The sequence below is a fragment of the Patescibacteria group bacterium genome, assembly GCA_035549555.1.
Lineage (GTDB): Bacteria > Patescibacteriota > Microgenomatia > UBA8517 > UBA8517 > Co84-156.
This window is the reverse complement of record DASZQR010000010.1, coordinates 783262-804065: the sequence shown is the minus strand read 5'-3', so window position 1 is coordinate 804065 and position 20804 is coordinate 783262. Positions and strand designations below refer to the sequence as shown.

The 20804-nt window shown below is 33.9% G+C and carries 33 protein-coding genes and 3 tRNA genes; 13 read left to right on the top strand and 23 right to left on the bottom strand.

The genetic code is table 11. The features are described 5' to 3' along the window. Positions 1-9 precede the first annotated feature (9 nt). Both VG895_05480 and VG895_05475 read right to left on the bottom strand, forming a co-directional pair. Positions 10-132 carry a hypothetical protein gene (locus VG895_05480; GenBank protein HWA52472.1) on the bottom strand — a complete coding sequence of 41 codons (123 nt, stop codon included), beginning with the start codon at positions 130-132 and terminating at the stop codon, positions 10-12. A 2-nt stretch (positions 133-134) separates the two neighbouring features. Beyond that, the gene (locus tag VG895_05475; GenBank protein ID HWA52471.1) at positions 135-347 is read right to left on the bottom strand and encodes a DUF5652 family protein; all 213 of its coding nucleotides are present in this window, start codon (positions 345-347) and stop codon (positions 135-137) included. Positions 348-402: 55 nt separating this feature from the next. Between VG895_05475 and VG895_05470 the strand changes: the two genes are divergently transcribed. Next, the gene (locus VG895_05470) at positions 403-576 is read left to right on the top strand and encodes a hypothetical protein (GenBank protein HWA52470.1); all 174 of its coding nucleotides are present in this window, start codon (positions 403-405) and stop codon (positions 574-576) included. Here the strand turns inward: VG895_05470 and VG895_05465 are convergent. Continuing rightward, a complete protein-coding gene (locus VG895_05465) occupies positions 554-1156 on the bottom strand; it encodes a SurA N-terminal domain-containing protein (protein HWA52469.1) in 603 nt (200 codons plus the stop codon). The two genes, VG895_05470 and VG895_05465, sit on opposite strands and share 23 nt — an antisense overlap. A gap of 90 nt (positions 1157-1246) precedes the next feature. Between VG895_05465 and VG895_05460 the strand changes: the two genes are divergently transcribed. Genes VG895_05460 through VG895_05450 form a run of 3 tightly spaced genes read left to right on the top strand, consistent with a single transcriptional unit; the run spans position 1247 to position 3824 of the window. After that, positions 1247-1900: a response regulator transcription factor gene (locus tag VG895_05460; GenBank protein HWA52468.1), complete on the top strand. Its 654-nt coding sequence runs from the start codon at positions 1247-1249 to the stop codon at positions 1898-1900. 50 nt (positions 1901-1950) lie between these two features. Next, entirely contained in the window at positions 1951-2910 is a 960-nt protein-coding gene (locus tag VG895_05455) for a HAMP domain-containing sensor histidine kinase (protein HWA52467.1), read from the top strand. Beyond that, positions 2907-3824 carry a phosphatase PAP2 family protein gene (locus VG895_05450; protein ID HWA52466.1) on the top strand — a complete coding sequence of 306 codons (918 nt, stop codon included), beginning with the start codon at positions 2907-2909 and terminating at the stop codon, positions 3822-3824. The genes VG895_05455 and VG895_05450 overlap by 4 nt, the downstream gene beginning before the upstream one ends. Here VG895_05450 and VG895_05445 read toward each other — a convergent pair. The 6 genes from VG895_05445 to VG895_05420 all read right to left on the bottom strand — a co-directional run bounded on the left by VG895_05445 (position 3778) and on the right by VG895_05420 (position 4802). After that, positions 3778-4017 carry a GIY-YIG nuclease family protein gene (locus VG895_05445; protein ID HWA52465.1) on the bottom strand — a complete coding sequence of 80 codons (240 nt, stop codon included), beginning with the start codon at positions 4015-4017 and terminating at the stop codon, positions 3778-3780. The two genes, VG895_05450 and VG895_05445, sit on opposite strands and share 47 nt — an antisense overlap. Position 4018: 1 nt before the next feature. Then, positions 4019-4092 (bottom strand) — tRNA-Gln (locus VG895_05440). 33 nt (positions 4093-4125) lie between these two features. Next, a tRNA-Lys gene (locus tag VG895_05435) sits at positions 4126-4197 on the bottom strand. A gap of 65 nt (positions 4198-4262) precedes the next feature. After that, positions 4263-4335: transfer RNA gene (locus VG895_05430), tRNA-Glu, on the bottom strand. 30 nt (positions 4336-4365) lie between these two features. Then, positions 4366-4584: a hypothetical protein gene (locus VG895_05425; protein ID HWA52464.1), complete on the bottom strand. Its 219-nt coding sequence runs from the start codon at positions 4582-4584 to the stop codon at positions 4366-4368. Between the two features lie 5 nt (positions 4585-4589). Next, positions 4590-4802 (bottom strand): hypothetical protein, encoded by a 213-nt coding sequence (locus VG895_05420; GenBank protein ID HWA52463.1) that lies wholly within the window; start codon positions 4800-4802, stop codon positions 4590-4592. 157 nt (positions 4803-4959) lie between these two features. On the opposite strand from VG895_05420, the gene VG895_05415 reads away from it, so the two are divergent. The 7 genes from VG895_05415 to VG895_05385 are packed head-to-tail and all read left to right on the top strand — an operon-like array spanning position 4960 to position 9686. After that, positions 4960-5415 (top strand): MarR family transcriptional regulator, encoded by a 456-nt coding sequence (locus VG895_05415; protein ID HWA52462.1) that lies wholly within the window; start codon positions 4960-4962, stop codon positions 5413-5415. Positions 5416-5429: 14 nt separating this feature from the next. Further along, complete coding sequence (locus tag VG895_05410; GenBank protein HWA52461.1) at positions 5430-6473, top strand: efflux RND transporter periplasmic adaptor subunit; 1044 nt, start codon at positions 5430-5432, stop codon at positions 6471-6473. Next, positions 6470-7150 (top strand): ABC transporter ATP-binding protein, encoded by a 681-nt coding sequence (locus VG895_05405; protein ID HWA52460.1) that lies wholly within the window; start codon positions 6470-6472, stop codon positions 7148-7150. The genes VG895_05410 and VG895_05405 overlap by 4 nt, the downstream gene beginning before the upstream one ends. Continuing rightward, the gene (locus VG895_05400; GenBank protein ID HWA52459.1) at positions 7140-8330 is read left to right on the top strand and encodes an ABC transporter permease; all 1191 of its coding nucleotides are present in this window, start codon (positions 7140-7142) and stop codon (positions 8328-8330) included. Before VG895_05405 ends, VG895_05400 begins: the two co-directional genes overlap by 11 nt. 38 nt (positions 8331-8368) lie before the next feature. Further along, the gene (locus tag VG895_05395; protein HWA52458.1) at positions 8369-8836 is read left to right on the top strand and encodes a hypothetical protein; all 468 of its coding nucleotides are present in this window, start codon (positions 8369-8371) and stop codon (positions 8834-8836) included. A 47-nt stretch (positions 8837-8883) separates the two neighbouring features. After that, the gene (locus VG895_05390) at positions 8884-9120 is read left to right on the top strand and encodes a hypothetical protein (GenBank protein HWA52457.1); all 237 of its coding nucleotides are present in this window, start codon (positions 8884-8886) and stop codon (positions 9118-9120) included. Positions 9121-9149: 29 nt separating this feature from the next. Beyond that, on the top strand, positions 9150-9686 hold the full coding sequence (locus VG895_05385) for a TrmH family RNA methyltransferase (protein HWA52456.1): 537 nt from the start codon (positions 9150-9152) through the stop codon (positions 9684-9686). Here VG895_05385 and VG895_05380 read toward each other — a convergent pair. Genes VG895_05380 through VG895_05345 form a run of 8 tightly spaced genes read right to left on the bottom strand, consistent with a single transcriptional unit; the run spans position 9672 to position 15504 of the window. Beyond that, positions 9672-10571 (bottom strand): DsbA family protein, encoded by a 900-nt coding sequence (locus VG895_05380; protein ID HWA52455.1) that lies wholly within the window; start codon positions 10569-10571, stop codon positions 9672-9674. The two genes, VG895_05385 and VG895_05380, sit on opposite strands and share 15 nt — an antisense overlap. Before the next feature lie 9 nt (positions 10572-10580). Next, complete coding sequence (gene trxB, locus VG895_05375) at positions 10581-11480, bottom strand: thioredoxin-disulfide reductase (GenBank protein HWA52454.1); 900 nt, start codon at positions 11478-11480, stop codon at positions 10581-10583. Between the two features lie 2 nt (positions 11481-11482). Beyond that, positions 11483-11713 (bottom strand): hypothetical protein, encoded by a 231-nt coding sequence (locus VG895_05370; protein HWA52453.1) that lies wholly within the window; start codon positions 11711-11713, stop codon positions 11483-11485. 19 nt (positions 11714-11732) lie between these two features. Further along, positions 11733-12053, bottom strand: coding sequence for a thioredoxin (gene trxA, locus VG895_05365; GenBank protein HWA52452.1), 321 nt, complete (start codon positions 12051-12053; stop codon positions 11733-11735). A 42-nt stretch (positions 12054-12095) separates the two neighbouring features. Beyond that, positions 12096-12566 carry a hypothetical protein gene (locus tag VG895_05360; GenBank protein ID HWA52451.1) on the bottom strand — a complete coding sequence of 157 codons (471 nt, stop codon included), beginning with the start codon at positions 12564-12566 and terminating at the stop codon, positions 12096-12098. Continuing rightward, positions 12556-13959: a carboxypeptidase M32 gene (locus tag VG895_05355; GenBank protein HWA52450.1), complete on the bottom strand. Its 1404-nt coding sequence runs from the start codon at positions 13957-13959 to the stop codon at positions 12556-12558. The genes VG895_05360 and VG895_05355 overlap by 11 nt, the downstream gene beginning before the upstream one ends. A 9-nt stretch (positions 13960-13968) precedes the next feature. Beyond that, positions 13969-14520 carry a metal-dependent hydrolase gene (locus VG895_05350; GenBank protein ID HWA52449.1) on the bottom strand — a complete coding sequence of 184 codons (552 nt, stop codon included), beginning with the start codon at positions 14518-14520 and terminating at the stop codon, positions 13969-13971. Positions 14521-14535: 15 nt separating this feature from the next. Next, on the bottom strand, positions 14536-15504 hold the full coding sequence (locus VG895_05345) for a CvpA family protein (protein HWA52448.1): 969 nt from the start codon (positions 15502-15504) through the stop codon (positions 14536-14538). 26 nt (positions 15505-15530) lie between these two features. Here VG895_05345 and VG895_05340 point away from each other — a divergent pair, with 26 nt between their 5' ends. After that, entirely contained in the window at positions 15531-15884 is a 354-nt protein-coding gene (locus tag VG895_05340; protein HWA52447.1) for a hypothetical protein, read from the top strand. Here the strand turns inward: VG895_05340 and VG895_05335 are convergent, their stop codons facing one another. Continuing rightward, positions 15885-16163 carry a hypothetical protein gene (locus VG895_05335; GenBank protein HWA52446.1) on the bottom strand — a complete coding sequence of 93 codons (279 nt, stop codon included), beginning with the start codon at positions 16161-16163 and terminating at the stop codon, positions 15885-15887. Further along, a complete protein-coding gene (gene pth, locus VG895_05330) occupies positions 16129-16701 on the bottom strand; it encodes an aminoacyl-tRNA hydrolase (GenBank protein ID HWA52445.1) in 573 nt (190 codons plus the stop codon). The genes VG895_05335 and pth overlap by 35 nt, the downstream gene beginning before the upstream one ends. A gap of 45 nt (positions 16702-16746) precedes the next feature. Between pth and VG895_05325 the strand changes: the two genes are divergently transcribed. Continuing rightward, the gene (locus VG895_05325; GenBank protein ID HWA52444.1) at positions 16747-17055 is read left to right on the top strand and encodes a hypothetical protein; all 309 of its coding nucleotides are present in this window, start codon (positions 16747-16749) and stop codon (positions 17053-17055) included. 16 nt (positions 17056-17071) lie between these two features. On the opposite strand, the gene VG895_05320 is transcribed toward VG895_05325, so the two are convergent. From VG895_05320 to trpS, 4 genes are all read right to left on the bottom strand, one after another. Beyond that, entirely contained in the window at positions 17072-17317 is a 246-nt protein-coding gene (locus tag VG895_05320; protein ID HWA52443.1) for a hypothetical protein, read from the bottom strand. Between the two features lie 191 nt (positions 17318-17508). Next, positions 17509-19401 (bottom strand): ATP-dependent zinc metalloprotease FtsH, encoded by a 1893-nt coding sequence (gene ftsH / locus VG895_05315; GenBank protein HWA52442.1) that lies wholly within the window; start codon positions 19399-19401, stop codon positions 17509-17511. Positions 19402-19461: 60 nt separating this feature from the next. Continuing rightward, a complete protein-coding gene (locus tag VG895_05310; protein HWA52441.1) occupies positions 19462-19812 on the bottom strand; it encodes a methionine--tRNA ligase in 351 nt (116 codons plus the stop codon). Between the two features lies 1 nt (position 19813). Beyond that, positions 19814-20803 carry a tryptophan--tRNA ligase gene (gene trpS / locus VG895_05305; GenBank protein ID HWA52440.1) on the bottom strand — a complete coding sequence of 330 codons (990 nt, stop codon included), beginning with the start codon at positions 20801-20803 and terminating at the stop codon, positions 19814-19816. Position 20804: the final 1 nt, after the last annotated feature.

Here is a 20804-nt window from a genome sequence, read left to right as displayed (position 1 = left end):
TGTACAGTATCAATCAGTAAAGGGTCTTGTGTTTTTACCTGCGTTTTGGATATTTTGTGCTGCATCTTCAAAAACTCTCGGTTTTGATTTTTCTTTCATGGATGCTGGTATCCAACCATCAGATCTTTCCATACTTATTTTGAATTCTTTTTTTGGAAGAAAAGTAGATATATAACTGGAAGAATTCCTATTGAATTAACTATTAATAAAACTACAAACCAAATTTTTTGACTATTTCGAGCCGCTTTCCAAAGAGCCATGGCTTTGAAAACAAGATCCAGAGCAAAAAACAAAATAAAAAATGGAAAAAGAATTGAAAAGGGGTTTAATAGCGACTTTAAAAGCATGGACATAGTATAGCAAAAATATTTACTTTTTAAATAGAAGGGTTATAGTTTGATTATGATTGAAGTTAATTCTAACAAACAGGAAATCAAAATTAAAATAAGAACCTATATTTTCCCCGCAAACGAACCTGAGTACCCTGAAGAATTAGCTGAGATAGAATTTTTGGAACAAATAAAAAAAGAAAAGGAAGAAAATTTAAAAATTATTAATAACCAACAAAATAGTTAATTTTTGCTTTGGATTTAAGACCATCGATAAAAGTACTTTCAGCTTGCTGCAATTTTTGTTGTTGCAAAGTGTTTTTAATATCTGCTTGCTCACTTGCCAAAGTTGCTCCTTTTGGATATGTGCTTTTGTTTTGATTGAAATAATCTGAGATTTCCTGGTCTGAAACCGTAACAGACTTACCTGCCATTTTTTGAACTAAAAGCTGTAATTTCACTTGATCTTGCAAATCTTTTTGTGTCATTCCTTGAGCTGCAAGAGCAGTATTTAAATCTTCTCCTTGAGATTTAAGATTATCTGTAATCTGGGTTATCTGATCGTTTATTTCACTTTGAGTAACTGTAACCTTTTCTTTTTTAGCTTCCTGTAAAATTAAATCATTGGTAACTAAATTATCCAAAACTGATTGTCCACCTTCTTTTTCAAGTTCACTAACAACTGCATATCTACTTATTGGTTCACCGTTTACAGTTGCCGCGACAAAAACGCCTTTGAAATGATAAAGAAGAATTGCAAGAATAACGGCAGCGGGAATTAAAAGCAATTTTGGAGGAAAAATTCTTGATGAAATGTTTTTTAACATTGGCCAAATTGTATAGAAAGAAACTCATAAATACAAGTGACAATAAAATTTTAAGTTAGTTTTCAGGGTCTAATGTATAATATGTGAACTATGAGAATACTTGTTATTGAAGATGAAAGACGCATTGCAAATACTATCAAAAAAGGACTTGAGCAAGAAAGATATGCAGTTGACACAGCTTATGACGGGACTAGCGGATATGATCTTGCAAGCAGCGAAGATTATGATCTAATACTTCTTGATTTGCTTCTTCCTGGAATTGATGGGATGACAATTTGCAAAAATTTAAGAACTGCAAAAGTTGAAACACCAATTTTAATTCTTACGGCGAAAGGACAAATAGAAGACAAAATTGCAGGACTAAACGCTGGAGCTGATGATTATTTGACAAAACCTTTCTCTTTTGAAGAATTGCTTGCCAGAATAAGAGCTCTTACACGAAGACCTAAAAATGTAGTTTCTAATGTACTCAAAGCGTCTGACTTGGAGCTTGATATAGAGAATTTCAAGGTTACTAAAAAAGGCAAAAGAGTAAAGCTTTCAAGCAAAGAATTTAGTTTACTGGAATACTTTATGAGACATCCTGATAAAATTATTTCAAAGGACACCATAATTAATCATGTCTGGGATTATGATGCAGATATTTTGCCAAACACAGTTGAAGTTTATATAAGGAATCTTCGCAAAAAAGGAATTGATGTTGAAACCGAACGAGGATTTGGATATAGATTATCTTCTAAATAATGTTTAAAAATGCACGGATAAAGCTTACCTTATGGTACCTGCTAATTATTATGGTAATTAGCATTTCTTTTAGTGTTGTGATTTATCGTTCGCTTGTCAGCGAAGTAGAAAGATTTGACCAAATACAAAGGACAAGGATTGAAATACGTTTTGGTTATGCTGCACCAACAGTTACAGTCGACCCATCGTTAATTGAAGAAACTGAGCGAAGAATCGTAGTAACACTTGTATTTATTAATGTCATAATTTTGGCTGTTTCAGGGCTTATCGGATACTTTTTAGCAGGTATTACACTTGCGCCAATTTCAGAAATGATTGATGAGCAAAATCGGTTTATATCGGACGCCAGCCACGAACTTGGGACACCCCTTACCTCACTTAAAACTGCGTTTGAAGTATATTTGCGGGAGAAAAAGCCAACAATTGAAGAAAGCAAAACACTTGCCACTGAGAGCATTGAAGAAGTAAATAAACTGCAAACACTTTCTTCTTCCCTGCTTACACTTGCACGACATGAAAAGCCAATTGTAAATACAAAGATAGAAAAAATTTCATTGAAAGAAGTTGTAAACAGCGCAGTTAAACAGGTAAACAACATGGCTCACGAAAAAGAAATAAGCATAGCTTGCAGCGATGACGTTGTAAAACTAATATCTAATGTGAAAGTTTATGGAGATAAAGATTCTTTAGAACAGCTTCTGGTAATAATATTAGATAATGCGATTAAATATAGTACAAAGGAAAGCAGTATTGAAATTAAGACAGCAAAATCTGATCATCATGTTCTAATATCAGTTACTGATCACGGAATAGGAATTGCTAAAGAGGATCTGCCACATATTTTTGACAGATTTTACAGGACTGATATGGCTCGAAGCCGTAAAGCAACAGGAGGATACGGACTTGGTCTTTCAATAGCAAGAAAAATTGTTGAAGAGCACGGCGGAAGTATCAATGTAAAATCAGAAATAAATAAAGGAAGTACTTTTGAGATATCATTACCACTGTGATTAAAAAATTAAAAATATTTTTTAAAAAGCACGAGAAAAGTTTATTAATTATCTCTTTTGTTTATCTTATTGGAGTTTGTGCTTATATGATAATTCATCGGTCATGGTTTTCTCCTGATCAATTTTTTGCGTTTGCGATATTTGGAGCACTACTTGCCGGGCGAATTAAAATGTTTTTATTTGACTGGATTCCTTTCTTACTTTTTTTCTTTGGATACGAATTTTTAAGAGGAATAGTGCCGCATATTAATAGCAATGTGCATATTTTAACAATGATACGTATTGATAGATTTATTTTTGGGACTGTGCCAACAATAAAACTGCAACAGCTTTTTTATAATCCAAATCATTTACAGTGGTATGATTATTTTTTGGTTACCTGCTATATCGCCTACTTTGTTATGCCGATGCTTGTTGGATATTATTTTTGGATAAAAGATAGAGCTTTTTTTAAAAAGTTTTCGCTTGCTTTTGTACTACTAGCTTATGCATGTTTTATAACTTTTATAATATTCCCCGCAATGCCACCTTGGATGGCATCAGGACAAGGATATTTGCCGCCAATTGAAGAAGTAACAGGACATGTCATGGCCCATTTTTTGCCGTCACAACTATCTCTTCCTACCGTTTATCAATTGGTTTCAGCTGACCCCGTTGCTGCATTCCCCTCTCTTCATGCAGCTGTTCCGACACTTATATTTTTGTTTTTATTTAAAAAATATAAAAAGCGCGCACTTTTGTTTTTGCCATATTTGTTTGGAGTATGGATTGCAGTAATTTATTTGGGAGAACATTATTTTACAGATGTTTTGTTTGGGGCAATTTATGCAACAACGGTTTTTTTGCTGGTAAACCATTGGAGTTTTATTAAGAAGAAATTAAAAGTTCTTTTTTCTTCTTTGGCCATTTCTTAATTTCTATTTCTCTTTTTAAAGCAGAAGATTTATCAGGAAATTTTTCTTGGTAAATAATTTTTACAGGTTTGTGAGATTTTGTGTAAGCTGCACCTTTTCCGTTTTTATGAGCCTTAAATCTTTTGGATAAATTATTTGTAATGCCTGTATAAAAAGAATTATCTTGGCAAAGAAGAATGTAGACAAACCACATTTGGCTGCGGGACAGGGAATTGAACCCCAATTAACAGATCCAAAGTCTGCTGTCCTACCATTAGACGATCCCGCAATGATGAGTGGGAGGAATAACACCCACCTTCGGTGGGTTCGGAGGGGATCGGACCCTCGACCATCTCCTTAAAAGGGAGTTGCTCTACCACTGAGCTACGAACCCGAAGGGTACCGCAAGCTTTGCTTACGAACCCAAGAAACATATTATACTCTCCTATATTTATTTTGTGACCCCACTGGAATTCGAATCCAGGTTACAAGAATGAAAGTCTTGTGTCCTAGGCCTCTAGACGATGGGGCCGTATTATACGGCAAAGCCACGCCTATTTTATCATCTAAAGGTGCAATTAGGAAATTTTTTTCCTTCTCTGGCAAGTGAGCCGCCATTTGCTTGGCACTGACGAATAACTTGATCCAAAAGATAATCTGGATGAACTGTGTTTTTTATAATTACCAATAGATCATTACGGTGTTTATGCAAGATGGTAGCTTCCATTTGCAGCGCAAAGGGACACTTACCGCAAAGACCAGAATTTCTCTCTTTGCCCATAAGTTTTAAGCTACTTTAGGATGTAAACCGACACACTGCGGCTTGACTCTTTCTTCCCATTTAACTGTGCAATGGCATGCCGCACCTACAAGCTTATTAAGAGTCGTAGGATCTCCAGCCATGACTGCTTTGGTAACAAGATCGCGTCCGCTTGCACGATTAGTTAAACCAATTTCGTTCGCAAAAGGACAATGTAAACAAGGAAATTTTTCTTTCACAATTTTCACCCCCTTTTAACAAAAAAGGCCCTTGGCAGGGCCTCACAAATTTAAAAATATAAGGTAAACTTCTGATAATGTAATTATATTGTATACCCTATTTGCAAATACTTGACAAAATCGCTTTAGGTACTAAAATATTTAATATCTAAACAAAATGAGTAAGAAAAGAGAGAAATTACTACAGGAAGCTTCTCAACAATTGGCTGACGTTTTTGTTGGTCCACTTCGCCAAATGCACAATGAACACAAAGCAAAAAATTTTAAAAAAGAATTTCATTTTGGACATCAGAGAGCAAGACTTTTATTTGCACTTGAAAAGAACCAAGACGGTGTCCCTGTTAAAGAACTTGCAATGAAACTTAATGTCACTCCTGGAGCTGTTACTCAACTTGTTGATAAATTGGTCGAGAAAAAAATGGTTGAAAGAATGGAAGATAAAAAAGACAGGAGAGTTTTTAATATAAGTTTGTCGCGCTTTGCAAAAAACAGAATTAGGGAAATAAAAACAAATTATTTAAAAAATATTTCCAGCGGATTTAATGATTTTAGCGATGAAGAATTAGAGCAGTTTATAAATTTACTTAAAAAGGTGATTACGACACATTCGTGATAAAATATCCACAGATGCAAATTCTTAAAAATATTTGGCAGAAAATTAAAAACAGCGGACGAAGAACAAAAATAATTGGAATTGTTGTGATTTTGTTTTTCCTGTTTTTAATTTTGCGCGGTGGCAAAAAACCAGCACAATTAACTTATACAACAGCCGAAACAAATAATATTGCAAGCAGTGTGAGTGCATCAGGCGTGCTTAGCGGAAAAACAGTTGCAACACTTCATTTTAATCAAGCTGGAAAATTAAATTATTTAGCAGTAAATAATGGGGATACTGTCATAAAGGGACAGACAATTGCATCACTTGATTCGACACAAGCAAATGCTACTTATCAGGATGCATTAAATAATAGAAGAGAAACACAGGCAGCAGTTGATGCAGAACATGATGCAGATAAAAATAACGGAAGTAATGAAACATTTGCACAAAAAGCTGCAAGAACTGCGGCTGAAGTTGCAAACGATAATGCATGGAACACCTTGCTTGCAGCACAAGATGCATTAAGCCAAACAAATCTTACTTCGCCGATTTCAGGAATTGTTGTAACTCAAGGAAATTTAGCGACAGGACAAAATGTAACTCCTACTGATGTGATAGCTCAAGTCGTTGATTTTAGTTCTAAAGACTTTGATGCAACAGTTGACGAAAGTGATATTGCAAGTGTGCAGGTTGGACAGAGCGCACAAATAACACTAAACGCTTACGGAGACACAACTTTTGACGGAAAAGTAGTTGAAATAGAACCAACAACTCAAACTGATACAACTGGAGCAGTTACAGTAACTGTCAAAATAGAAGTCAGCGATCCAAGAATTTCCCAAATTTATGGACTTAATGGAAATGCAAATATAATTACTGCGCAAAAACAAAATACACTAACTATTCCACAAGATGCATTAATTGATGACACACATGTGTATATAAAAGACGCAAACGGAAAAGTCGAAAAGCGAACAATAACAACTGGTATAAAATCTGATACTGATGTGGAAGTATTGTCGGGACTTAACGCTGGAGACAAGATAGTTACTAACCCACAAGATGTCAAATGATGTCCAAACTTTCTGTTGATTTACAAAAGGTAAATAAAATTTTTGAAGCCGAAGGAGTAACTTTTCAAGCTCTTTATGATATTGACTTAGATATTAAAAAAGGAGAATTTGTAGCAATCGTTGGTCCTTCTGGAAGCGGCAAATCTACACTAATGAATATTTTGGGACTACTGGACCATCCAACAAACGGGAAATATTTTTTAGATGGACAAGATGTTTCTAAACTTAAAGAAACTACACTTGCAAATATACGCAATAAAAAAATTGGATTTGTATTTCAATCTTTTAATTTATTAAAAAGAACAAGCGCTCTTGATAATGTAATACTTCCACTTATTTATAGCGGAGTTAATGCTAGCGAGAGAAAAAGCTTAGCAGCAAAAGCTTTGCAATCTGTTGGGCTTGGGGAAAAATTAAATTCAAAACCAAATCAATTATCTGGAGGGCAACAACAAAGAGTTGCAATCGCACGAGCACTGGTAACAAACCCGGAGATAATTTTAGCTGATGAACCAACTGGAAACCTTGACAGCAAAACAGGAGAAGAAGTGATGCAAATATTTAAAGATTTAAATAAGGAAGGGCGAACAATAATACTTATCACCCACTCCGACGAAATAGCAAAAGAAGCAAAAAGACGCGTGACAATAAAAGACGGGCATTTGTATGGACATTAACGAAACATTATCAAGTTCACTGACTGCAATACTTGCAAATAGACTTAGAAGTTTTTTGACAATTCTTGGAATTGTTATTGGAGTCATGTCTGTAATTTTACTTGTATCTGTCGTTTCCGGACTTCAGATTTATATAACTCAGCAAATTCAGGGATTAGGATCTAATTTAATGTTTGTAATTCCTGGAACTATTGGCGGAGGAAGAGGCCCTGGAGGAGTGCAAGCAAATAAATTATTACTAACTGATGCAAGTAACCTAAAAACCAAACTTCAAGGGCAAGCTGAAGTTTCAGCTTCAATACAAAGCGTTGGAACGCTTAAAAATGGAAATAAAATTGATAAAGGAGTAACAATTGGCGGGGTTGATGCAAATTATACAAAACTAATTACGGCAATAAAATTTGATGAAGGAAATTTTTTCAGCCAATCACAGGAAGATGGTTCAAGACATGTTGCAGTAATAGGAAAAACTGTAGTTACAAAACTTTTTAACTCTGATCCAATTAACAAACAAATTGATGTTGGAGGAATAAAATACACAGTAATCGGAGTAATGGGAGCACGAGGAAGTACATTTGGAATTGATATGGATAATGCAATTTTTATTCCCTTAACTGCTGCACAAAAACAATTTGGGATAACAAACCCTAATGCAATTTATGTTTCTGCAAACTCGACTGATAATGTTAACCAAATACAAGATAAAGTGAAAGAAATACTACTTCGGCGGCTTAAAGAAGATGATTTTAGCGTCATGACACAAAGCGAAACGCTTTCAACTGTTGCACAAATAACAGGCGTACTTACAATTGCACTTGGAGGAATTGCGGCGATATCACTTCTTGTTGGAGGAATTGGAGTAATGAATATTATGTTAGTTAGCGTTACAGAACGCACTCGAGAAATAGGACTTCGTAAAGCGCTTGGAGCAAAGCCAGATGATATAAGAAATCAATTTTTAGTTGAAGCTGTAATTTTGTCAAGCATTGGTGGAATTGTGGGAATTGGTCTTGGGTTTTTATTTTCGCAAATAATAAATCATTTTATAACAACATCTGTTCCCCTTTGGTCTGTAATTTTATCTTTTGGATTTTCAATGATTGTAGGAGTTGTTTTTGGAGTAGCACCAGCAATAAGAGCTTCAAAGCTTGATCCAATTCAAGCACTTAGATATGAGTAGGTTGTATTTGTAAATAATATGTTAGAATTTAGTTAATTATGGCGGAAGATTTTTTAGTAGAAGCTCCAGGTGTGAGAAAAGTAGAATATTTGAATGATTCAAAAGACAGGAAATTTGTTTTTGAAAGACATTCTGGTTCCTATAAGGTTGATGTTATTGAATTTAGTGTTAAATTGGGAGGAAGATGGTTTGAAATGCTGAATTGCATAAATACACCAGAACAACAAAATATATCAATTTTTACAATTCCTGATAAAAGTATGTATGGTGAACAGCAACTTATGTATCAAGCAACTGGGGATGGGAAATTAGTAAGGGCTAGTTATCCAAGTAGAGATAGAATTGACGACCATGATGCAAGAATGAAAGCAGCAGGTTTTATGACTGTGGAAGAATTACCAAAAGAAATAGACATAAAGGCAACTTTCCACAGATTGGCAGACCAAATTAGAGAAAAAGATTTTAGCATCCCACAATTAGTTCCTAAAGGGACTATGTTAGAATGATGATTTTATATCTTGACAAGTCTTTTTGAAACTTTTTATATTTAATTATGGCAACAAAGAAGAAAAGCAAGAAAACAACAAAGAAAACTTCAGCAAAGAAAAGTTATTCTAAGTCATACACGAAAGGTTATGGGAAAAGGCCTCTCTGGCAATGGATTGTGATTTATTTAGTTATTGGTGCGGTAGTTTATTTTGTAATTTATTATTTTTTTATAGCAAGAAATAATATGAATAATGGCTACATTTCTCCAACTACTTCTTCTTACGTGGCGCCGAATTATTAAAAGCGGCTTGTTTTTGGTAAAATAGCAATATGCAAAAATTAAAACCTGGAGTGCTTCGTCATCAGACACCTTCTGAAGAGGATTTAAAAACGATCAGACATAATCCTATCTATATAGTAAGCGATAATGTGATTGATACATATAATATTGGATCTCTTTTTAGACTTTCTGATGCGGTTTCTGCAAAAAGACTGTTTATTTGTGGCGAGAGCGAATATCCCCCATCTTCAAGAATCCATAAAGCGGCAGTGGGAACAGAAAATTGGGTACCTTGGAGCAAGATTGATGACATAATGGAGGTAATTAATAAATTAAAAAGTGAGGGTGTACAGATAATTGCTGTAGAACAAGATAAAAGATCAATACCAATAAAAGAGTTAAGTTCTAAAGTTAAATTCCCCTGTGCGATTGTGGTGGGAAATGAAACTGGTGGAGTTAAGAAAGAGGTTTTGGAGACAGCTGATATCATTGTAGAGTTGCCAATGTACGGAATAAATCATTCATTTAATGTCTGGGGGGCTGCTGCAGTGGTGGCCTACAAAATTACTGAATTACTTGAGAGCTGAATTTACTGTAGACTGCATGTCTGTCCAGGAATATGCACCTGGATACAAGGTTGAATTAACAAAAAAACCTGGAGTTCCTGTTACTCCAAGTGATGTTGCTAAATTTGTATCATCAGTAAGTTGAGAAACATATTTCTTGCTATTAATGCACGAAGTCATGAAATTGGTATCAACAGCGGATTTCAAGAAGTTTGCCATTGTTGTAGCGTCTTGTGGTTGATAAGCTCTAAAACCATTAGTTATATCAGTTTGTGTTGGATTAAATTTAATTTTCGTATTATTCATTAGATTATAGCCAGCATTTGACATAAGAAGGTTATTAACCTGCCAAAATTTACTCTGTTCGTTTGCACAATATAAAGCTGTCATTCCAACTTCTCCATCACCATGGCCAGGATAATAAACAAATGCCATTGAGGCTTTTCCTTGTTTTACTAAATTTTCCATTTCGCTTGCTGGTGGTTGGTAACTACCTCCATTAGCTGAATAAGTAAATTGAGTCCCCATTTGTTGACCAACTTCGGGATCATATCCACCGGCGGCATGGCAATATGGACAGCTAGGATCAACAACTTCTACGAATAATAATTTAGAGTTTGCATTACCCAATTTTATGATGTTTTTATCCCATAAACCTTTAATTGTATCTAGCGAAACTGTTGGAGTGGTTGTACCAGTTGTACCTGTTCCAGTTGTTGTAGCTGTAGTATTTGTTGTTGCAGAAACTCCTGTAAGATCTTCAACTTTTTGAGTGAGGCGGCCGATTACAAATGCCATTAAGATAACTGCAACAATTAAAATTGATTTTATATTAAACTTTTTTAAGTTTTCTAAAATACTGTTTTGTTTTGTAGTAACAGTTTCTTTTTGTTTTGCCTTAGCCATATGCGCATTTTAGCCGAGATATTTCAAGGCGTCAAGAGCAGCCATACACCCCAAACCTGCCGCTGTGATTGCTTGCTTATAATGATAATCATGAACATCGCCTGCAACAAAAACTCCCTCAACAGAAGTTAATGTGTGATATCCATCTTTTTCAAACATTTTTATAAAACCTTTTTCATCTAATTCAATTTTTCCTTGGAAAATATTGGATGACGGCGAATGACCGATTGCTACAAAAACTCCATCAACTACTAACTCTCCGTTGTTTAAAATTAATTTTTCCAGTTTTTGATCTCCTACCATTTCTTTAATTTCTGTATTAAACATCACTTTTATTTTTGGATTTTTTAAAACTTTTTCCTGCATTATTTTTGATGCACGAAAAACATCTTTTCTACAAAGAATTGTTACTTCGCTTGCAACTTTTTCTAAAACTAAGGCTTCTTCCATTGCTGAATCTCCTCCACCAACTACTGCGACTTTTTTATTTTTAAAAAACGGTGCATCGCAGGGAGCACAAGAAGAAACACCGCGGCCAATTAATTTTTGTTCACCAGGAACTCCCAACCACACAGTTTCGGCGCCAGTTGCTATAATCACGACTTTTGCTTTATATGAATTATTGATAGTAAAGGGCTTACTACTAAAATCTACTGAAGTTACTTTTTCGTTTACAATTTTTGCGCCAACATTTTCTGTTTGCTTCCTCATATTGGCCATTAAATCCGGGCCCTGAATTCCATCAGGAAAGCCAGGGTAATTTTCAACTAACGTGGTAAGCATTAATTGCCCGCCCCAACTTTCTCCTGCAAAAAGAATAGTTTTTGCAGATCCTCTTGTAGTGTAAATAGCTGCGGTCAGACCGGCTGGGCCGGATCCGATCACAGCTATATCAAAAACTTCATTCATTATTACATTGTTTGTCCACCGTTTGCTGGTGGCATGTTTACTCCTGAATCACCTTGACCTTCTGGTTTTGGCATTTCACCTGGCATTCCAGTTGGTTGTCCTTCTGGTGCTGGTGCTGGTGTTGCTGGTTGAGTTGGTTCTGGTGTAGGTGGCATGACTGGTGCATTTGGATCAGCTGGCATTGTTGGTTGCTGTCCTGGCATTTGTCCGCCGTTATTTTGATCTTGTTGCATTTAAATCACCTCCTTAAAATTAAATTCCTTTTTTGATTAAATCTTCAAAGCTTCCTTTACCTGAAAAACCTACTTGTCTACCAATTTCTTTTCCGTCTTTAAATAAAACAGTTGTCGGAATTGACATTATTCCTAATTTTCCTGATTCGAGCGGATTTGCATCAACATCAACCTTGAGAATTGTAACTTTACCTGCATATTCATTTGACAGTTCTTCTAAAACCGGCTCTGCCATTTTGCATGGGCCGCACCATGTTGCCCAGAAATCTACCAATACAGGAGTCGAACTTTTTAAAACTTTTTCTTCCCAATCACTGTCCGCAATATTAATAGTTGCCATATTTTAAGCTGTCCACACTATATCTTTAAATTATTAATGAAGTCAAGAGATAAATTTATTTTTTGAGAACCTTAAAATTACCTTATTGCAGATATAAGAAAATGGTAAAGTCCAAAAAATGGTTCCCGCAAAAATAAATAAAATTATTCCGCTTCCACTTATCAATGAACCTTCTTCATAACAAACAGGGTTAGTGTTGCAAGTTAATTCTAAGACAATGAATAAAAATAAATTTAAAAGAGCTGCAATAAAGGTGATATAAATATTAGAGTTAATTATCTTCTTGAATTTAACTAAATATAAGTTTCCTAAAATAACAAAAATTATATTAAAAATATTTATTAAAAACGATCCACAAAGAAGAATAAGCATTATTAGGATTCCAACAAAAAAATAACTGATCTTAGAATAAGAAACTGCTTCTTCTATTGGAAATAGAAGAGAGATTATTGCGATTGGGAACCAAAAAATTAAGTTTAAAGTTTTGATTACTCTTAACCAATTAACTTTCATATTTTTCTTTTAAATAATTTACAAAATAATCTGGATTAAGAGATTCTCCTGTAACGCGTTTAACTAATTCATCTGGATAATAAAAACTTCCATACTGGTGAATATTTTTTCTTAGCCAATTTAAAATTGGTTTGAAGTTTCCAGATTCGACCAACTTATCAAAATTTTTAATATCTTTTTTAAGAAAATAATACCATTGCCCTGCATACAAATTTCCCAAAGTATATGTTGGAAAATAGCCAAAAGAATTGTGAGCCCAATGAATATCCTGCAAAACTCCTTCGGAATTATTTTTTGGAGTGATTCCTAAATATTTTTTCATTTTCGAATTCCAGACTTCAGGCAAATCTTTAACTTTTATTTTTCCGTTAATTAGATCATTTTCAATTTCAAAACGAATTGCTATATGTAAATTGTAAGTTACCTCATCTGCATCAACTCTGATGAAACTTTTTTCAACTTTATTTAATAAATTATAAATTTCATCCGGAGTTAAATTATATTTTGATGAAATATATTTACAAAATTGTCTACTTCTTCCAATCATATTTTCCCAGAATCTGGACTGACTTTCGTGAATCCCAAGGGAGACACCGTGATCTAAGGGAGTGTTTTCGTATTTAAGGTCTGCTCCCTGCTCGTATAAGGCGTGGCCGCCTTCATGCATTGCGCCAGTTAAACTTTCCAAACTTTTTTCGTCGTAACGATTTGTAATACGAACGTCAAACCTTCCCAAAGTCGTTTCAAAAGGGTGAGGAGCAACATCCATTCTTCCGGCATTAAAATCGTAACCCATTTTTTGCAAAACAAATCCAGCAATTTCTTTTTGTTTATTAATATTCATATTAAATTTAGTATGTTTTTTAGTTTGTTTTATATTTTTTATAATTTCTAACAACTGTGGAGTTAATTTAGAAAATAAATTTTCGACAAATTCTGCAGTTAAACCTGGCTCGTGGAGGTCTAATAATGCATCGTATGGATTATTTTTATATCCTAAATATTTCGCTTTTTTTCTACTTATATAAATTAATTTTTCCAGATACGGAGCAAAAATATTAAAATCTTTTTTCTTTCTCGCTTCAACCCAAGCTGTAAAACTTTCAGAAATTAATTTTGATTCTTCTATTAATAATTTCTTTGGGATTTTATTGTAAATTTTTAATGATCTCTCTAAAATTCTTTTTGTATTTTTGTTTTTTTCTTTTGAAATTAAATCCTGAAAAGTTTTATCCTGCCATTTATCAGCTAGTAGTGAAACTAAAAACGCAGTTTGTTCTCCTCTGTTTTCAGCAGCTTTTTCTGGCATATTAACTTCTTCATCCCAGCTTAAAATCGCTTGGATATCAGAAAGAAGAGAAATTTCTTTATATTTTTCCTGGAGTTTGGTCACAAGAGGATTTTACATCAGAAATGCAAAAATTAAAATGATCGCGAAATTTGTAAGAAGATAAATTGTTAACTGGTTTTGGTCTAATTGAATTGGAATATTTTTAAACCAGTTTTGTAAATTTATATTAGTTTTTAAATCAAGATATTCATCTAAAAGAAGATGTAGTAAAAAAGCTATAACAAGACCTTTCCCAAGCAAACTACTTGATGAAGTAATGACAAGAAAACTTAAAATTACAAAAATAATTTGAAATAATATGGAATGAAAAATTAAATTCGTTCGCTCGCTTCGAGTGTTTGATAAAATGTTCCAGCTTTCTGTTAAATTTCCTTTTTGAGCTTGATACATTACACGCTGGCTGGTTAACTCATAAGGCTTTAAATAATAAACATAAATCACGTGATCAATATCTGGCAAGACTGCGCCAATAAGACCGCCAATTAAATATGGAAGGAAAATTAAATTATTAGAAAGATTTTGTAGATTCAAAAAGCGCAAAAGAAAAACTGGAATAAATAATAGAATGGTTGTAATTAAATGGAGGGCAAGCTCTTTTTTCATTTAAATCATTTTAAACTAATTTGTGAATTCTTGCACAAAAATTTTGCCGTAAAAACCATTATCAATTACTCCGATTCCAATTTTTTTGAAATCTTTATCTAAAATATTTGCCTTATGACCGGGAGAATTCATTAATCCAGTGTGGGCAACTTCGACTGTTGGAGCAAGCGCCAGATTTTCCCCTGCTACTTGATAGCTAATTTCTGCTTGTTGCATACGGTAAGCAACATCGTGGCCTTCTTGATCATAATGGCCAAAATAATGATTTTGCCACATAAATTTTCCATAATTTTCCCCAAGAACTACTAATTTTATATCCCATGTGAGAGCTTGTATTCCGCGCATAGTTCGCTCTTCATTAACTAACTGAAACATTTTTGTTTCATCATCGCGATCAATCGTTAAATTATTACTTGGGGCATCAAGGGGAACTGAAGTTTTACTTTCTGGCTCAACAGTTAAATAAGTGAGCGACTGGTTTATGGCTCCTCCGAAAACATTATCAATTTCTTTTTCTAAACCAGCGGTTTTGCTGAGGATATAATTTCCAATTTGAGAATTACTGATATCTGTTTTAATTTTAGGATTTATTGGAAGAGCAATTGCTAAAGTAATGACAAAGGCAACTAAAATAACTCCTTGAGCAAAAGAAAGAATACAGCCAATAATTTTGTTTACTGGATGATGAAGAATTTTTGTGGGGATTTTTGAAATGAGTAAAGTTAGAAAATAACTAATAATAATTTCAATAAAAACTGCAGAAACTAAAAAACCAACTGCGTTTGCGATTTGTAAATTAATTGCAAAATTTTTCTGGAGAATACTGCTTATAAATTGATAAGTCTTTAAAGATAATAAAAGCGAACCAAAAAAGGAAATAAAATCAATAAGAATTGACCAGAAACCATTTACAAAACCTTGGTAAGTAAAAATGATTAAAACTAAAATTATTACAAGATCTACCCAATTACCAGAAAAATTCATGTTTATATTATATAATAGATTTAATTATGAGCTCAGGCATAGAAAGAGATTATGAAACAGGAGAAATTACAATTATAAATCCTGATGCAATGAGTTTCAAAGAAAAAGGACAACAATATTTCAGAGCTATTAAGGGTGGTGTATTACATAATTCTTTTTTTCTATTTCAACAAGCTCGCATATTGATACAATTGCCGTCCGCGCCTAATGGCGAAATAAGACAAAATAATGAAATTATTGCTAGAGGGAAAATTGTAACTTTAGCTTCTACAATAGTTACTGACGAAGATGGTAATACTTACCATAAAAATATGAAAGGAATTTATGAAAAAGGCTCAATTACAGTTGCTAATACTCCTGGAGTAATATTTTTTAGATAACTACTTTTTCTTTTCTTCTTTTAACTGTTTTAACTTCCACATAAAAAGTCTTGCTTTACTTCTAGCGTTATCTGCATCTTTGACAAAAGTGCGGGCATTTTCAAGCAAGATTCTTGGAGTCGTTTTTGCTAATTTCATATAAAGAGATTTATGTTCTAAATCTCCTAATTCAACTGCTAAATCGTATGCATATTTTTGGAATTCAGCGGAAATGAATTTATCTTTATCAGTTAATTGATATTTTTTAAGCGTATCGGAGAGATTCGAAAAATTCGTCATGGATTAACTTTTGTATAGTCCAATTTATAACAGGTTTTTCATCAGCTGTGAAGTCTTGTAAAACATACTTGTCTCCAGGAATGCGACCTTTCGATTCACTTTGTTCACTCAAGGCCTGACGGTTTTCAATTCCAATTCTAATTCTTCCAAATTGATCAGTTCCTAATTCATCGATAATACTTTGAATGCCATTATGGACTTTTGGACCTTTTCCAAACTGGATTTTATATTCACCGAGGGCTATATCTAAATCATCGTGAACGATATATAGATCTTTTAAATCTAATTTATATGCATCAACTAATTTTTTAACTGAAATACCTGAATCGTTCATATACTTTAAGGGCTTTGCAAGACATGCAAACGGAGAATAATCCCAAATAATGCTTTGTAGAAATTTTTCAGAATTTGCTCCTGGTTTTCTTTTATATTTTGTTTTAAGGTTTTCGTTCATTGCGTCAATAAATTTGTAGCCAATGTTATGACGAGTATTAAAATATTTGGCTTCTGGATTTCCAAGACCAACAAGAAGTTTCATATGGGTATTGTAACAGAAAACGAATTTGTATATATTATTTAAATTATGACAGTTGAAGGAACTTATGAGAAATCTGTGAGATCTTATAACATTTATTGTGATTTTTTGGACACAGCTATAGACGTAACATTTCCCGGATTAATACAAAGACTAAAAGAACTTTCAAAACTTGATTGGGAGGAAGGATTGGATCTTGGGCTTGCTAAACTTGAAGCTCGAGATTCATTAAAAGCAAATGGAACTTTTAATGAGGAGGAGATGCGAGAAAAAGCCTGTCAATTAGTTTACGAAGATGAACAGACCATACAAGATGCAATTAATGAATATAGACAGAGTTTGAGTAACTCCAGTTAATTGGGCAGGAATTAAATTATTCTACGAATTCATGAAAAGGAATGTTTCTTGTTGCTTGTCCCATTACGATTCCTTTTGATGCACAGATTCGATATGAATGTGCTATTTGGAAATTATGTCTTTTGTCTTGTTCATCGGTATCTCTTTGAAAAGTTTTAACTACTTTGACGTATTCTGGGTTGGTTAAATGTCTAAGAGAAAAATCAAAAGCAATTTTTAAGTCGCTTTCTGTTGTTAAATTAAATGGTTTATGTTTTTCCATCAATAGTTATTTCTTTGCTACACAAACTTACTATTCCATTTATTAAGATGTCTGAATTAGTTTGTATTATATCTTCCTGTGTTGTTGTTTGAGGTCTAAATTCTCTGGCAGATTCTTTTGTTTTAAAAGAATTTCTTCTTGTTCGTTGATCTGAAAAACATGCTCATGATAGTGAATATTATATTCTTGACTCATTTATTCTCACCTGCCTTGGACTTATTTTTATCTCCAACTATTTTTTCAAATTGATCACGGTCTAGAGTTTCGTCTTTTAATAAGCTTAAAGCAACTGCGTCTAATTTCTTTCTTTCTTTTTTCAAAACTGCAACTGCGGTTTTATGAGCGGTATCCATAAACTTTTTAACTTCCAAATCAATTTTTTCCTGCATAGCTGGTGAAACACTTGAAGCTTCGGTCCAGTTTACATTTCCAAAGTCATCATAACCTGTTTGGGCACCCATATTGATTGGGCCTAAATCGCTCATTCCAAAATCTGTGACCATGGCTCTTGCAAGTCTTGTGGCATTTTCAATGTCATTGCTCGCTCCTGCAGTTATATCGTTAAATATAATTTCTTCAGCAGCCCGGCCTCCCATCATTGCTGCAAGCTGTGCTTCAAAATGTTTTTTAGTTTCATGAGTGCGATCTGCTGCTGGCGGAATTAAGGTGTGACCTAAACTCATACCGCGTGCCACAATTGAAATTCTATGAACTGGATCCATATTGGGAATTGAATTTGTGACAATAGCATGGCCGCCTTCATGATAAGCAGTAATACGCCTATCTTCTTCACTTTGAAGACGATGCCTCGCTGGGCCCATTTTAACTTTAGTTGCAGCTTCTTCTACATCTTCCATATTAATTTCTTTTTTGTCTGCACGAGCTGCAGCAATTGCTGCTTCATTTAGCATATTTTCCAAATCAGCTCCTGAAAAACCAACTGTACGGTCTGCAATTCTGTCCCAATTAATATCTTTGACAAATTTTTTACCACGAGCATGAATTTGCAAAATTGCTTTTCTGCCGTCTTTATCTGGCATATCAAGAGTAATTCTTCTATCAAAACGGCCAGGCCTTAAAAGCGCCGGATCAAGCAAATCTCCACGATTGGTTGCTGCCATAACAATAACATTGTCATTTGGAGTGAAGCCGTCCATTTCTACCAAGATTTGATTTAAAGTTTGTTCTCTTTCATCATGACCGCCGACAAAACCGCTTCGACCTCGTTGACGGCCAATTGCATCAATTTCATCGATAAAAATTATAGAAGGAGCAGCTGCTTTGGCATTTGCAAATAAATCTCTAACGCGGCTTGCACCAACTCCAACAAGCATTTCCATAAATTCAGAACCTGCCATGCTGAAAAACGGAACATTTGCTTCACCTGCTACTGCTCTTGCAAGCAAAGTTTTTCCAACTCCTGCCGGGCCAAATAATAAAACTCCTTTTGGAGTCCTGGCACCAATAGCGCGGTATTTTGCAGGATGTTTTAGAAAATCAACAATTTCTTCTAATTCTTTTTTGGCTTCATCAACTCCTGCAACATCTTTAAAAGTAATAGTTTGTTTGCCTTTAGCAAATAATTTTGCCTTACTTCTTCCAAAGGAAAAAATGTCTCCTGCATTTCTGGTTTGCATTCTAAAAAGTAAATAAATAATTCCGCCTGTGAATAAAACCGGTAAAACAATTCCTGCAACATCGCCAAGAGTTTTACTTATTGTTTGGTCTTGAATAGTGTAATTTACACTTGAAGGATCGATGTTTGCTCTGCTTAAAATTTCTGTAAAGCTAATTGTGTCTTCTTTGGTTGCAGTCTTTGTACTGCCGTTTTTGTAATCAAAAGTTAAAGTATCATTATCAACTTCAACTTTACTTACTTTTCCACCTTTAATATCATCTAAGCCTACCGATAAAGGAATTTCTGAACTTTGGATTTGATTCTGGAAAAAAGCTAAAACAAAAGGAGCAATCGTTAGGAAAATTAAAATTGCAATACCAACTCGAAATAAATTTATTTTTACTTTGATGCCTTTCTGGGGAATCTTGGGAATTTTTGAATTATTTTTTTTATTTTCGTCTTCCATAATTTATTAAAAGCTAAGCTTGCGAGAGTTATATTAGCACACAAAGTAGACAAGCGCTAGTTAGAGTACTTTACTGCCGTTTTCCACTTTTTCTTTTAGATTAAATAAAGCTGGTTTGTCTTCTTCTGTCTCGCCAGTAGAGACTGCCATGAGCATTCCATTACTATAATCTCCTTGCGGTCCTATCTTTTTGGGAACTAAATTTACAACAAATGGAAATTGTTTATTTTCCAAATCTTTGGCTTTATAAAACTTCATAATTCCAGAAAAAATAATTTTCTCACCAATTTCTGATCCAAAATCAATTGTAAGCTTTATTACCCAATGAGACCACTCTGGCACTTCTGCTTTTTTTACAGTTCCAATTCTAATATCAACTTTGCCAAAATCCTGAATTGTAATGTGATCCATATTATTTATTAACGACAAAACCTAATTTCTTATATGTTTCTTGTAATTTTGGATGAGAAAGTTTAAATGATTTCTCGCTTCCTGCTTTTAATATTTCTAGAACTTTATTATTATCGTCAAATTCACTGTATTTTTCCTGAAAATCTGAAAGAAAATCGCCAACAATAATTGAAACTGCTTCTTTAAATTCTTTATATGACTTACCAGCAAATTCACTTTCAATTTCTTCGATGCTTTGGCCTGATAATTGATTCATAATTTCTATTAAATTAGAAATTCCCGGTTTTTCTTTCCAATTATATTTAATTTGATTATCGCTATCAGTTGTTGCTGACATAATTTTTTTCTTTGCAATTGATGGATCATCTAATAAATAAATAGTTGCATTTGGATTAGTATCTGATTTGCTCATTTTTTTAGTTGGATCAACTAAGCTCATGATTCTACCTCCTGCGGACGGAATCACTGGCTTAGGAATTACAAAAGTTTCACCGAACTTTGAATTAAAGCGCTCAGCAATATCTCTTGTTAATTCAACATGTTGTTTTTGGTCTTCGCCTACTGGAACTTCTGTCGTGTCATACAACAAAATATCTGCTGCCATTAAGGCTGGATAATCAAAAAGTCCAGCGCTTACAAAATCTTTTCCTTCGCTTTTGTCTTTATACTGAGTCATGCGATTAAGTTGGCCCATTGAAACGAAGCAATTTAGAATCCAACCAAGATTTGCATGGTCCGGGTTATGAGATTGAAGAAATAAAATATTTTTATCCGGATCAATTCCTGATGCCAAATAAATTTTTGCTAATTCTAAAGATTTGCTATGCAACTTTTCTGGCTCCTGCGGAACTGTGATTGCATGCATATCCACAATGCAAAAAATATTTAACCCATCATTTTGGCCTTTGACCCATTGACTAATAGAGCCGATATAATTTCCAATGTGAAGATTTCCAGATGGCTGAATACCCGAGAAAACAATTTTGTCCATG

What these genes read in the sequence shown, in the direction of transcription:
- VG895_05380 (HWA52455.1), bottom strand. Translation starts at nt 10,571, where the DNA reads ATGGCTAAGGCAAAACAAAAAGAAACTGTTACTACAAAACAAAACAGT.
- VG895_05455 (HWA52467.1), top strand. Translation starts at nt 1,951, where the DNA reads ATGGTAATTAGCATTTCTTTTAGTGTTGTGATTTATCGTTCGCTTGTC.
- trpS (HWA52440.1), bottom strand. Translation starts at nt 20,803, where the DNA reads ATGGACAAAATTGTTTTCTCGGGTATTCAGCCATCTGGAAATCTTCAC.
- VG895_05360 (HWA52451.1), bottom strand. Translation starts at nt 12,566, where the DNA reads ATGAAAGTTAATTGGTTAAGAGTAATCAAAACTTTAAACTTAATTTTT.
- VG895_05320 (HWA52443.1), bottom strand. Translation starts at nt 17,317, where the DNA reads ATGGAAAAACATAAACCATTTAATTTAACAACAGAAAGCGACTTAAAA.
- VG895_05400 (HWA52459.1), top strand. Translation starts at nt 7,140, where the DNA reads ATGGACATTAACGAAACATTATCAAGTTCACTGACTGCAATACTTGCA.
- VG895_05405 (HWA52460.1), top strand. Translation starts at nt 6,470, where the DNA reads ATGATGTCCAAACTTTCTGTTGATTTACAAAAGGTAAATAAAATTTTT.
- VG895_05345 (HWA52448.1), bottom strand. Translation starts at nt 15,504, where the DNA reads ATGAATTTTTCTGGTAATTGGGTAGATCTTGTAATAATTTTAGTTTTA.
- VG895_05475 (HWA52471.1), bottom strand. Translation starts at nt 347, where the DNA reads ATGCTTTTAAAGTCGCTATTAAACCCCTTTTCAATTCTTTTTCCATTT.
- VG895_05385 (HWA52456.1), top strand. Translation starts at nt 9,150, where the DNA reads ATGCAAAAATTAAAACCTGGAGTGCTTCGTCATCAGACACCTTCTGAA.
- VG895_05310 (HWA52441.1), bottom strand. Translation starts at nt 19,812, where the DNA reads ATGGATCACATTACAATTCAGGATTTTGGCAAAGTTGATATTAGAATT.
- trxB (HWA52454.1), bottom strand. Translation starts at nt 11,480, where the DNA reads ATGAATGAAGTTTTTGATATAGCTGTGATCGGATCCGGCCCAGCCGGT.
- ftsH (HWA52442.1), bottom strand. Translation starts at nt 19,401, where the DNA reads ATGGAAGACGAAAATAAAAAAAATAATTCAAAAATTCCCAAGATTCCC.
- VG895_05445 (HWA52465.1), bottom strand. Translation starts at nt 4,017, where the DNA reads ATGTGGTTTGTCTACATTCTTCTTTGCCAAGATAATTCTTTTTATACA.
- VG895_05325 (HWA52444.1), top strand. Translation starts at nt 16,747, where the DNA reads ATGACAGTTGAAGGAACTTATGAGAAATCTGTGAGATCTTATAACATT.
- VG895_05460 (HWA52468.1), top strand. Translation starts at nt 1,247, where the DNA reads ATGAGAATACTTGTTATTGAAGATGAAAGACGCATTGCAAATACTATC.
- VG895_05370 (HWA52453.1), bottom strand. Translation starts at nt 11,713, where the DNA reads ATGCAACAAGATCAAAATAACGGCGGACAAATGCCAGGACAGCAACCA.
- pth (HWA52445.1), bottom strand. Translation starts at nt 16,701, where the DNA reads ATGAAACTTCTTGTTGGTCTTGGAAATCCAGAAGCCAAATATTTTAAT.
- VG895_05470 (HWA52470.1), top strand. Translation starts at nt 403, where the DNA reads ATGATTGAAGTTAATTCTAACAAACAGGAAATCAAAATTAAAATAAGA.
- VG895_05465 (HWA52469.1), bottom strand. Translation starts at nt 1,156, where the DNA reads ATGTTAAAAAACATTTCATCAAGAATTTTTCCTCCAAAATTGCTTTTA.
- VG895_05390 (HWA52457.1), top strand. Translation starts at nt 8,884, where the DNA reads ATGGCAACAAAGAAGAAAAGCAAGAAAACAACAAAGAAAACTTCAGCA.
- VG895_05350 (HWA52449.1), bottom strand. Translation starts at nt 14,520, where the DNA reads ATGAAAAAAGAGCTTGCCCTCCATTTAATTACAACCATTCTATTATTT.
- VG895_05480 (HWA52472.1), bottom strand. Translation starts at nt 132, where the DNA reads ATGGAAAGATCTGATGGTTGGATACCAGCATCCATGAAAGAAAAATCA.
- VG895_05415 (HWA52462.1), top strand. Translation starts at nt 4,960, where the DNA reads ATGAGTAAGAAAAGAGAGAAATTACTACAGGAAGCTTCTCAACAATTG.
- VG895_05395 (HWA52458.1), top strand. Translation starts at nt 8,369, where the DNA reads ATGGCGGAAGATTTTTTAGTAGAAGCTCCAGGTGTGAGAAAAGTAGAA.
- trxA (HWA52452.1), bottom strand. Translation starts at nt 12,053, where the DNA reads ATGGCAACTATTAATATTGCGGACAGTGATTGGGAAGAAAAAGTTTTA.
- VG895_05410 (HWA52461.1), top strand. Translation starts at nt 5,430, where the DNA reads ATGCAAATTCTTAAAAATATTTGGCAGAAAATTAAAAACAGCGGACGA.
- VG895_05340 (HWA52447.1), top strand. Translation starts at nt 15,531, where the DNA reads ATGAGCTCAGGCATAGAAAGAGATTATGAAACAGGAGAAATTACAATT.
- VG895_05425 (HWA52464.1), bottom strand. Translation starts at nt 4,584, where the DNA reads ATGGGCAAAGAGAGAAATTCTGGTCTTTGCGGTAAGTGTCCCTTTGCG.
- VG895_05335 (HWA52446.1), bottom strand. Translation starts at nt 16,163, where the DNA reads ATGACGAATTTTTCGAATCTCTCCGATACGCTTAAAAAATATCAATTA.